At 70.5% G+C, this 10,373-nt stretch carries 9 protein-coding genes and 1 pseudogene; 6 read left to right on the top strand and 4 right to left on the bottom strand.

From position 1 onward, the window contains the following. From ACFXG1_RS26595 to ACFXG1_RS26585, 3 genes and pseudogenes are all read left to right on the top strand, one after another. Positions 1-723 (top strand): tetratricopeptide repeat protein (locus tag ACFXG1_RS26595; protein WP_384744851.1); only part of this gene is annotated, 723 nt, incomplete at its 5' end. Positions 724-994: 271 nt separating this feature from the next. Beyond that, positions 995-1,734 (top strand): annotated as a pseudogene (locus ACFXG1_RS26590) (transposase); the annotation flags it as partial. 109 nt (positions 1,735-1,843) lie between these two features. After that, positions 1,844-2,440, top strand: a complete 597-nt coding sequence (locus ACFXG1_RS26585; protein ID WP_384707259.1) for a hypothetical protein — start codon at positions 1,844-1,846, stop codon at positions 2,438-2,440. Positions 2,441-3,425: 985 nt separating this feature from the next. Here ACFXG1_RS26585 and ACFXG1_RS26580 read toward each other — a convergent pair. From ACFXG1_RS26580 to ACFXG1_RS26570, 3 genes are all read right to left on the bottom strand, one after another. Continuing rightward, positions 3,426-4,298, bottom strand: a complete 873-nt coding sequence (locus tag ACFXG1_RS26580; protein ID WP_384707262.1) for a hypothetical protein — start codon at positions 4,296-4,298, stop codon at positions 3,426-3,428. A gap of 10 nt (positions 4,299-4,308) precedes the next feature. Further along, positions 4,309-4,872: a papain-like cysteine protease family protein gene (locus ACFXG1_RS26575; protein WP_384707265.1), complete on the bottom strand. Its 564-nt coding sequence runs from the start codon at positions 4,870-4,872 to the stop codon at positions 4,309-4,311. Between the two features lie 533 nt (positions 4,873-5,405). Further along, on the bottom strand, positions 5,406-6,752 hold the full coding sequence (locus ACFXG1_RS26570; protein WP_384744864.1) for an NAD(P)/FAD-dependent oxidoreductase: 1,347 nt from the start codon (positions 6,750-6,752) through the stop codon (positions 5,406-5,408). Positions 6,753-7,493: 741 nt separating this feature from the next. On the opposite strand from ACFXG1_RS26570, the gene ACFXG1_RS26565 reads away from it, so the two are divergent. After that, the gene (locus ACFXG1_RS26565) at positions 7,494-7,997 is read left to right on the top strand and encodes a helicase associated domain-containing protein (RefSeq protein WP_384707268.1); all 504 of its coding nucleotides are present in this window, start codon (positions 7,494-7,496) and stop codon (positions 7,995-7,997) included. Here the strand turns inward: ACFXG1_RS26565 and ACFXG1_RS26560 are convergent. Beyond that, on the bottom strand, positions 7,930-8,523 hold the full coding sequence (locus ACFXG1_RS26560) for a hypothetical protein (RefSeq protein WP_384707271.1): 594 nt from the start codon (positions 8,521-8,523) through the stop codon (positions 7,930-7,932). The two genes, ACFXG1_RS26565 and ACFXG1_RS26560, sit on opposite strands and share 68 nt — an antisense overlap. 206 nt (positions 8,524-8,729) lie before the next feature. On the opposite strand from ACFXG1_RS26560, the gene ACFXG1_RS26555 reads away from it, so the two are divergent. Further along, entirely contained in the window at positions 8,730-9,425 is a 696-nt protein-coding gene (locus tag ACFXG1_RS26555; protein ID WP_384744848.1) for a DUF998 domain-containing protein, read from the top strand. A 264-nt stretch (positions 9,426-9,689) separates the two neighbouring features. After that, a complete protein-coding gene (locus tag ACFXG1_RS26550) occupies positions 9,690-10,283 on the top strand; it encodes a dihydrofolate reductase family protein (RefSeq protein ID WP_384707277.1) in 594 nt (197 codons plus the stop codon). Positions 10,284-10,373: the final 90 nt, after the last annotated feature.

Raw genomic sequence — 10,373 nt, 5'->3', positions numbered from 1 at the left:
CGCGGAGAAGCACACCGACAAGCAGGCCAATACGACCAAGCCGTCACCGACCTCACCAACGCCCTCGACATCAACCCCACCAACGCCTGGGCACTCGCACTCCGCGGAGAAGCACACCGACAAGCAGGCCAATACGACCAAGCCGTCACCGACCTCACCAACGCCCTCGACATCAACCCCACCAACGCCTGGGCACTGGGCTCCCGCGGCCAGGCACACCGGCTCGCGGGCCGGTACGACCAAGCCGTCACCGACCTCACCAACGCCCTCGACATCAACCCCACCATGGACTGGATACTCGCCGAACGTGGCAGGGCGCACCGGCTCGCGGGCGAGTATGAGAGGGCACGAGTGGACCTGGAGCATGCCGTTGAGGTTCACCCCGAAAGCCTTGCCTGCGAGTTTGAGAAGCTCATGCTCGACATGGTGGAAGGGCGGTTGCAAGGTTGTCGGGATCAGTGGGGGCAGTTCATCGAGTCTCCGGGAATCCCACCGGATGAGGTCTCTACTGCCTACTTGACGTTTCTTCAGGCCCTGATCATCGACCGCGAGAACCGTGTAGCGGAGGCAACCGAAGAACTACTCGCTACACCGCATGGTCACAGCGACCTTGAGGAGTTGCTGGAGGATCTGGATGGTCTTTCCGCCCTCGGTGGGGAAGTAGCCGTCCGCGTCCAGCAAAGCAGTGAACTGGTCCAGGAGCGTCTCAGGCTGAACAGATGATCCCCGGGTATTCGCTGTTCACGAGTATCGCTGGCGCGGAGGGCCCGCCCGCTGGCGTCACCCCGCCCAGGTCGTCTGGGACTCCTTCGTCCCGGCCTCCCGGCTACGGCTTTCGTCACCCCTCTCTTGAAGACAGCGCGTGTCCGCTCTCGACACCCTCACCCGCCTGTGCTCGCCGCCCGCCGCTCCCCCGCGAGCCTCCGACTGGGACACGGTAGAGGCGCGGCTCGGCATGCGGCTGCCGAAGCCGTTCCGCCAGCCGGGGACGAACGGCCGGCCACCCAAGCACGGCCCGGAGTTCCGCTTCGCCAGGCCGGAGACCTGGCCCGAGCCCGCGATCACCACGGTCACCGACACCACCGACTACGGCAAGGCCCGGACCCAGGCATGGGACCGGGTCCACCCCCGGCTTACCCACCGCTCCTCCTGGCTCGACCACGACGGCGACCTACCGCTGGTCGAGGGGACGCTGATGCGGCTGAAGGTCGAGCACCTGTCGAAGGACCGCGATGCCCCGCCAGTGTGGTGATGCCCCGCCAGTGTGGTTGTGGTCCTCGAAGACCCAGTGCCACCCCGGACGACGTGGACCGCTTCTGGCAGGCGTTCCTCCGCCGCTTCGACCTGGAGCACACCTTCCGCTTCGCGAAGCAAACCCTCGGCTGGGCCACCCCGAGACTCCGTGCTCCCGAGGCGGCGGACCGCTGGACCTGGATCCTGATCGTCGCCCACACTCAGCTCCGGCTCACCCGGCCCCTCACCCGGGACCTACGCCGGCCCTGGGAGAAACCGGCCACCTCCGACCGGCTCACCCCGGCCCGCGTCCGCCGGGGGTTCAGGAACATCCGCGCCCACCTCACCTGCCCGGCCCGCGTTCCCAAACCCCGGGGAACCGGCCCCGGACGGCCACCCGGCGCCAGGAACAAGCACCCGGCACCCCGCTACGACGTCGGCAAGACCGTCAAGCGCCCCGAGACCCTCAAGGCCATCGGCAAACCTGGAAGATCTTGGTAGATAAAAACAAGCTCAGGGGAAGTGTCGGATCGGCGTACCTCCCAGAAATGCTCAGGTCCTTATGGGCATGTCATGTAAGGATGCGATGCGGCCCAGGGGAGTGAACTGCATGGGACTTGACTACAGCTACGAGATCTTTACGCCTGCCCAGAACGTCGCCAGGACGCTGGCCGAGCTCGTCGAACTGGCCCCCCGAACCCGTCAAGTGCCACCACTTACGCTGACCATGCCTGGCGGTGATCAGCTCGTCGTCCCGTTCACATCCCACTTCAAAAGCGATCCAGTCGATTGCTCCACAGGCAGCACGCTTGAACTCGACACGTCAATCATGGTCGGCGTCGATGACGAGGTACGCGAGTTCGTCGAGGGTCGTGGCCTCGAACTCGACGAACTCGGGCGGGTTGAAATCGGGTACATCTACCTCACCATCCGGTTCGCGCCCGCGCTTCACCCTCGTTACGCCTCGCTGCAGTTCACCGCAGCCACATCGGGGATGAGCCGGCTGTTCGAGCGGTCCGCCAGCATCAGAGCAGTGTTCACCGGCCTCACCGCCGCCAGCGGTGGGGTGTGCTGCGCGCTCGACACCGAGAGCGACACCGTCCAAATATGCTGGCTGAACGGTCAGGTGACCCAGGAGACGGTTCCGGGCCCCCGCTTCACAAGCTGCCGTGATCTCGTGGCGGCCTGGCCCGCCCAGGGCCAGTGAGGAAGCGTGGTGCGGTCGAGGAGTAGTAGCACTTCCGTTTGGAAGAGCTGCCGCCTTAGCTTGACTCTGTCGGGGGTCTTGGAGTTTCTCGGTGCGGCAGCATGATCAACAGGCATGCTCGGGTGGTTCCGCCTACCGATGCAGTTGTCGAGGTGCCCGTTGTCGCTCCGCCCCCGTTCCGGTGAGCAGGTCCCATCTCTGACTGCGCAGGTCGCGCGGGCGAGCAACCCGGGCGGCACGACGGCGATATGGGTGCGTGACCGGCTGGACGGGCTGTGGCAGGACGAGGACTTCGCCGACTGGTACCCCCAATCCCCATGCCTGACCTGAGTTCCGGGCACCGAGCCGGACACAGCGCGGCTCGGCAACAGACGGGGCGGGCGGGAAGCTGTCACGCAGCGACGATAGTCGGGCGGTGAGCGCGGCAGGGAGTGGGCGGCGGGTGGTTGTTCGCTGCTTCCCTCGGAGCCATTGCCGGCCGGCAGGCCCGCCGGGGCCCGTGGGGCCCGGCGGGCCGGGGGCACCGGGTGGCGGCTGTCCCAGGGGCCGAAACCGAGCAGGGCAGACGCGGGCGTGGCACCCGGCCCGGCGGCGGGGCGCGGCTCGCGTACCTTCGCGTCGGCGGGGAATGGAGTTGGCCCGGGAGTACGGTCTCGTACCGGCGACGGGGAGAAGGCGGACGCGGAGTTGCGGGCGCCGGTGTTGAAGCTGCTCGCGGACGCGACGGCCCGTTTTCTGTTTGCCCCCGCAGGTCGGACGCCCCGTATGTGCACCGCGCCGAGCGGCACCGGCCGGTCGTGTTCCGCCTCAAGCGCGGCGAGGCGCTCCCCGCTGGCGAGTCCTGTGCCGACCTGTACTTGAGATGCGGCCGGCTCTTGGCGGCCTTCCCTGCGGGGAAGCGCTGGTAGTACGGCCGGGCGGGGGTGGGTCCCGTCCCGGCCGGCTGCCGGGGCGGGACTTGACGGAACGGTTTGCGGGGCTGGGCTCAGCCAGTGCTCGCGCGGCGGCGCCGGCGGAACACGGCGGCTCCGCCCGCGAGGGCGAGTGCCGTGCCCGAACCGCCGGCGAGGAGCAGGGTGGAGGACGAGGCGTCGTCCTGCGTGCGCCGGAGGCTGTAGCCGCTGGAGTAGCCCGTGTTGTCGTACTCGGAGCCGGGCAGTTTGTCGGCGTAACGGGCCTTGACCAGTCTCTGGTAGTTGTCGAGCGACACCGATGCCTGGCCGCCCAGTCCTTCCCGGGCCTGATCGTTGAGGGGCTCGACGGTGAGGAGCTTGAGCTGGTACCAGCCGCGGATCTGCGGCTCGGTGAAGACCAGGGTTCCCGCGGTGGCCCTGCCCGCGTACGCGGCGTCGCTGTCGCCGTCGCGTACGGCCGCCAGGTGCCAGCCGCCGCCCTGGCTGGGGGCGAGCATGACGGTGACGTTGCGGCCGTTGACGGTGGTGCTCAGTGAGGAGACCAGCTGTGTCAGCTTGATCGCCTCGGCGGGCAGAGGTTTGGCGGTGCCCGCGACGAACCCGGGGGTGATCTCGTTCCGTGCCACCGGGTCCTTGATGGTGAAGACCGGAAGGCCCCGGCAGGGCTCCGGTGTCTCGGGGATCGCCTGCACCGGCTGGCCGGCGTCGCCGGTGGGCAGCGGGGTGCGCAGGAAGCGGCAGACGGCGTTGCGGACGTCGGCGGACTTCACCGCGTTGAGGGCGGCCTGATAGTCGGGGATGTCGGCCGGCAGCGGGTCCTTGGCCGGGCTCGCGTGCGCCGGGCCGACGGCGGCCAGCAGCGCGGCCGCGCTCGCTGCGATGACGATGGACAGACGGGAGATACGGGAGGCCGCCCGCTTGCCGGACATTCGGGTGTCGCGCATGTCGCCTGCCTTAGCGGGAGATACCGATGCGGGAATGGGTCCACTTGGACGAGCTGTTGCTCACGTAGTCGTTGTAGTTCCACCAGGTGTATGTGGTGGTGTCCGGCCAGGGGTCGGCCACGGCGATCGTGTTGTTGGAGGTGTCGAAGCCGTAGACGACGTTCATGTGGCCGCCGCCGGACGTCCACCCGATGCGGGCACCGATCGGCCGGGCCGCCTTCACATCGGTGTACACCTGGTTGAAGGTGGCCGCGCTGCTGAGGCCCGAGCCGGTACGGGTCATTCCGAGGCTGCTCCAGCCCCTGGCCATGTCGTCGAGAGTGGCGGGCTGGTTGTTGCAGCCGTAGTAGGGCTGGGCCCGGCTGCAGAAATCCGTCTGTGTGGAGCCGAAGCCCTGGAACTTGGCGATGGTCAGCCCGGAGGCGACCCAGCACCACTGGGACTTCTCCTGCTTCAGCATGCTGATGGTGTCCTGACCCGCTTCCGCGTGAGCCGTGCCTCCCGCGGTCGAGAGCGACCCCAAGGCGGCCAGCGCGATGGCCGACGCCGTGGCTCCGTACCTGAACCTGCCCATTTTCCTGCCTTCCCCTGAATGGGTTCAACGAGATGAACGGGGCAATATGGCACGGAAAATGACAGCGCATCATACGCAGGACAGATAGAGGGCGAGCAGGAAGATCCCCCCTACTGATTACATATCAGGTAATCCGGCTAATCGGTCACTCGCGGCTCGCTCTCATCTGTCGAAGCGCACCCGGCTCCGGCCCGCCGGGCGCGGGCGCGCCCCGGCCGGACCTCCGATCGCGTCCCCGACCGGGCCGAGCGGGGGGGGCCGCATCGCGCCGGTACTGCCGCTGCCGGCACGCGCTGCGGCGGCCGCGCGCCGGTCGGGGGGAGGCGCCCGCACACGGCGCAGCGATGCCCGGATGCCGGGTTTCCGTCACGCGGCGGCGGAGTTTCGTCACGCCGGTCACGATCCGCGTCGGCGGTCCACGGCGCCTGCCTGGCCGTCACCGCCGATCCGATGTGCCGCGGCGTCCTTCCCCCGGGGTTCCCGCCGGAGTCGTCACCGCAGTGTGCCGGAGCCCTCCGTCCGATCCGTAGCCGCTACCTTTCCGGTGTCATCGGCGGGCCGGCAGGGGTCGCCGGGAGCGGCCGGAACAGCACGGCCCGGGCCACGGACGGTGTGAACAGCGAGGTGACGGGAGCGGAGAGGGTCAGTACGGAGCGGAAGGCGCGCCCCACGACGGGGTCGCCGGGATAGCGGGCCTGGACGCGCCGCAGATACCAGCCGGCGGCGCGGTCCGCGGGACCGATGCCGACCGCGGTGCCGATGGCGCCGGGCATCTCGCGGTCCGCCCCTGCGGAGATGTCCCACGCCTGCCGGGACGCCGCCAGAAGCGCTTTGTGGACCCGGCGGGTCGTGGGGGTCGGGCTCCGTTCGGCCAGCGCGTCGCGCAGGGCGACCGCGTTCATGGCCGCGACAGCCATGCCCTGCCCGTAGACCGGGTTGAAGGTGCACAGGGCGTCGCCCGTGGCGAGGAAACCGGCCGGGTGCCGGCCGGGAAGGTCGTAGCGACGGCGGATGTTCGAGGGCTGCCGGTAGCCGAACGCCGGTGAGAGCGGTTCGGCCTGGTCCAGCCACCGGTGCAGGGGCGGATGCGGCAGCCTCTTCGCATAGGCCACGAACTCGTCCTCCCGGGTGGGTGGTTCGTCGCCCCGCAACCCCGAGACGATGACCAGGTGGGTGCCGTCTTCCAGTGGCAGCGCACCGCCGGCATGGACCTGGGCCGGGCTGGGATAGACGTAGTAGCCGACGGTGTCCCCGTCGAGGGAACCGCTCCTGCCGCGGTAGAGGCGGGAGGCGTAGGCGAGCCCTGTGTCGATGGTCTCCTCGTACGCCGCCTCGGCTCCGATCGCCGTGAGCCATTGCGCGGCCTTCGTGCAGCTGCCCGACGCATCGACGACGAGGTCGGACTCCAGGGCGCGCTGCTCCCCCCGGGTGTCGCCGGAGCGCGGCCGCAGCAGTACGCCCCGTACCCGGGAGGCGTCGCCGAGGAGCCCGCGTACATCGGTCCCGTCGATCACTTCGATCACGGGATTGGCGAGAACTCGCCGCCGGACCAGTTCCTCCAGCTGTGCCCGGGATCCGGTGTGGATGTGTGTGGTGGCGGGCAGCCGCCGGAACCAGCGCTCGTCCTGCCGCAGCACGAGGTCGGAGGGCAGACCCACGCGTGGCGCTCCCGCCGCCGCCAGCTCCGCGAGGAAGCCCGGCAGCAGTGATTCCATGGCCGACTGCCCGCCTTCCAGGAGGACATGCGGGTGCCGGCCCTGCGGTACCCCGGCACGCGACTCCACACCCTCCGGGAACCGGTCGCGCTCCACGACGGTGACCCGGTCCGCGTGCCCGGCGAGGGCATGAGCGGCAAGAAGTCCCGCGAGGCTCCCGCCCACCACCACCGCATGCCGCTCATTCCGTCTGCCGCCCGCACTCCGACGGCTCTTCGTACGGGAAGTACTCACCGATCCCCTCTCTCCGGCTCCTGATCCGCTTCGTCATGGACACACATCAGTATCCGGACCCGTCACACAAGGTGGCTGTTCTCGGCCTCCGGGCGATACGGCAAGCACATGCCGGATCCACTGCAGCGAGCTGCTTGACATGTCGCCGTGGCGTCGGGCGAACAGGACCGGGACGGCGAAGACACGGGCTCCGGCTCGCCGGGGGTCCGTCCGGGCAAGCACGGCCGCCGGGAGGGCCGTGTTCTGCCCGGACGGTCACGAGACCTCGACGGAAGAGCCGCGCCGCAGTCGGCGGCTTCCTCGTGGTCCGGGGCGGGCACGGCGCACAGGAAGCCGGCAAACCGCTCGGGCGGGGCGGGACCGGGGCGGGACCGGCGTGGGTCCGGGGCGGGTCCGGCGTGGGGGTCGTGCGGTCGGCATCGAGGACTTCCCGATCGGCCCCGCACACGACGAACCGCGTCCCCGGCGCCGCCGGCCAACCCTTCTCCCTCTTCCTGGAGACAGCACGTGTCCGCCCCCGACACCCTCACCCGCCTCCGCCCCGCATGCCTTCGACCGGGACGCGATCGAGGCGCGGCTCGCCCTGCGGCTGCCGGACGGCTACAAGCACACCTCCGCCGCGGAGGCGGGCCGGGGAAGGACGTCGAGCGGGCCGGGAAGCGGGCCGCGCAGATGACCGCCATCGACCCCGACCGGGCGTGCCCGTGGCCGCCCGGCCGGCAGCGCCACTGTGCCGTGCTCCGCGGCCCGGCCGCCGAGGAGCCGGGCGGAGTGCTGCCGTTCATCGAGCCCGGTGTGCTGTTCGAGGGGGACGACCTGGGGGCGTGGGTGGCGCGGCAGCAGAAGCCGGCCGTCTGGAAACAGCTCACCGGCGAACAGCGGGAACGGTTGACCGGGCTCGGTACCGCACCGGTCGAGCCGCCTGCCCCCGTCCCGGCCGGGACGGGCACGGAGGCCGGGGTGGAGAAGCTGTCGGCTCCCTTCCAGCGCGGTGTCGCCGCCTTCGCCCACCCCGGCTGCGTACGCGGCACTCGCCGAAGAGGCCGGACTCGGCGCAGAGGCCCAGGAGAAGAAGATCACCTACGACGAGGGCCGGCCGCCTCGATCATCACGCCCGTGACGCCCGTGAACGGCGCCGGGCGCGGTCCCGTTGCCGGCCGGGGGCGGGCGGATTGACGACCACCGGGCAGAATTCCCACAACTCCGTCCCGGCCGCGAGCAGTTCCCGCACCGCGCGCCGCTCGTGAGGGGTCCATGTCGCGCACTCGCCGTCGAACAGTTTCCGGTAGGCGCTGTTGTGCACCGGGCCCTGCCGCGGCAGGGCCCTCCCCCCGACCCCCCGGTCCAGGTCTTCGAAGAAGTTCCACGCGTCCAGGACGTCCCACGGGGGCAGCCGTCGGCGCGCCGGGTCCGCCAGCCAGCGCTGGACGCGGGTGAGGTCCAGGACGCCGGCCCCGGCAACGACGGGCCTCCGGCCCCGCCGGTCCGCGTACAGCCGCGCCTGCCGGGCCGTCACGAAGACGGGTACCCGGCGCCGTCCACCGCCGGGCAGCGTCAGCACCCGGTCGGGGTCCTCACCCGTGCCGCCGACCCACAGCACCAGCGCGCTCCGCCCCCGCCCGCGTATCCGGTGCGTGTGCAGCGGCCCCGGCCCGCCCTCGAACACGTCAGCCGCCCCCGTCCCCGTCCCCGTCTCTGTCATGTGCCCACCCTGGCACGGTCCGGGGGAACCGCCGGGGGAGTTTCCGGGCGCCGGGTCCGCGAGGGGCGTCCGGCGGCGGGCGAGTGCTCCGCACCCCCCGCCGCGATGTGACAGGGAATGCGTACGTTCCCTGTCACATCGATGGATCGACGTAGAGGTGAGCCCCGCAGAAGAAGTCCGAAGCCCGCCTCCCGGAGGAGCCCGCCGTGAACACCGCCACCCGTCTCCCGCGTACCGCAGCAACCACCGGCCGGGCCTCCGCCGCCGACCGGCACAGCAGGGTCGGCACCCGTGAGCTGCTCGCCTGCGTCGCCGTCGCCGGTCCGCTGTGGGTGGGCGTGTCCATCGCCCAGGTGCTCACCCGTGAGGGCTTCGAGCCGACCAGGCACCCGCTCAGCCAGCTGGCCACCGGCTCGCTCGGCTGGCTGCAGATCACGAACTTCGTGATCGCCGGAATCCTGGCGACCGCCGGTGCGGCCGGGCTGCGCCGGGTCATGCAGGGGACGGCCGGCGGCGTCGCGGTCCCGCGGCTGGTCCGGGTGATCGGGATCGGCATGGTCGCCGCCGGCCTGCTGACGATGGACCCCGCGGACGGCTTCCCCGTGGGAACGCCGGAGGGCATCCCGGAGACGATGAGCTGGCACGCGTACGGGCACATGCTCGCCGGGTCGGTCACCTTCATCTCGATGATCGCGGCCGGTTATCTGCTCGGCCGGCACTTCTCCCGGCTCGGGAACCGGAAGCTGGCCATCGCCTCCCGGGTCGCCGCCACCGTGAAGCTGGCCGGCGACGCCTGGGCGATGAGCGGCGGCCAGGCGGGCCCGGTGACCATAGCCACCGGCACGACCGTGATGTTCGCGCTGCTCGCGTACGTGGCCCTGCACTACCGCCGCACCGTCTGACGACACCACCGCCCGCCCGGGGCCCCACAGGCCCGGGCAGGCGCCCCGGACCGGCCCGCGCGTTCGCGGGGCGGGCCGGCAAAGAACCCCCGGCTCCGGTGACCGGGGACGGCCACCACCTGTGAGGCGGCCGAAGCACCCCCTGCGGTGCCCACCGGAAGAGACCGCCGGGACCGCCGGGACCTTCAACGAACGCGACGGGCCCGGCGGACCCGACTGACCAGTAATCAACTGAACGACTGAGCAAGAAAGCGAGACGGTTCGATGCGTATCGTGCTGGGTGAATTCGTGAGTCTGGACGGCGTCATGCAGGGGCCGGGCGGCCCGGACGAGGACACCGACGGCGGGTTCGCCCACGGTGGCTGGACCCACCCGTTCTTCGACCCGCAGGTGATGGGCGGCGCCCTCGCCGAGTGGGCCGCCGACACCGAAGCCCTGCTCTTCGGGCGCCGCACCTGGCAGGTCATGGCCGCGGCGTGGCCCGGGCGAGCCGGTGACCCCTTCGCCGACCACATGAACTCGGTCGCCAAACACGTCGTCTCCGGCACGCTCGGCGAATCCGACCTGACCTGGAACAACACCACCCTCATCCCGGCGGATCAGGCGCTGGACCGGATCCGCAAGCTGCGCGGAACCGAGGGCCGGGACCTGGTGGTGATGGGCAGCCTCTCCCTCGCCCGCACCCTCCTGGCCGAGGGACTGGTCGACGAACTGCGGCTCATGATCATGCCGGTACTCCTCGGCGGCGGAAAGACGATCTACCCCACCGACGGCGCACTGCGCACCTTCGAACTGGTCTCGACCGTGGTCAGCAGCACGGGTGTACACGTGTGCACCTACCGGCCGGCAACGACCTAGGTGTATTGACCACGAGCGTTGTTGACGCTGGTTGGGTCTTGATCATGACGAAGACCTCCGGTGTGGTGAAGGTGTCTAAGCTGCACCGCA

The sequence above is a fragment of the Streptomyces sp. NPDC059248 genome, from assembly GCF_042753905.1.
Classification (GTDB): Bacteria; Actinomycetota; Actinomycetes; order Streptomycetales; family Streptomycetaceae; genus Streptomyces.
Note: the sequence above shows the minus strand (reverse complement) of the source record. Positions and strands in the feature narration are given on the sequence as shown.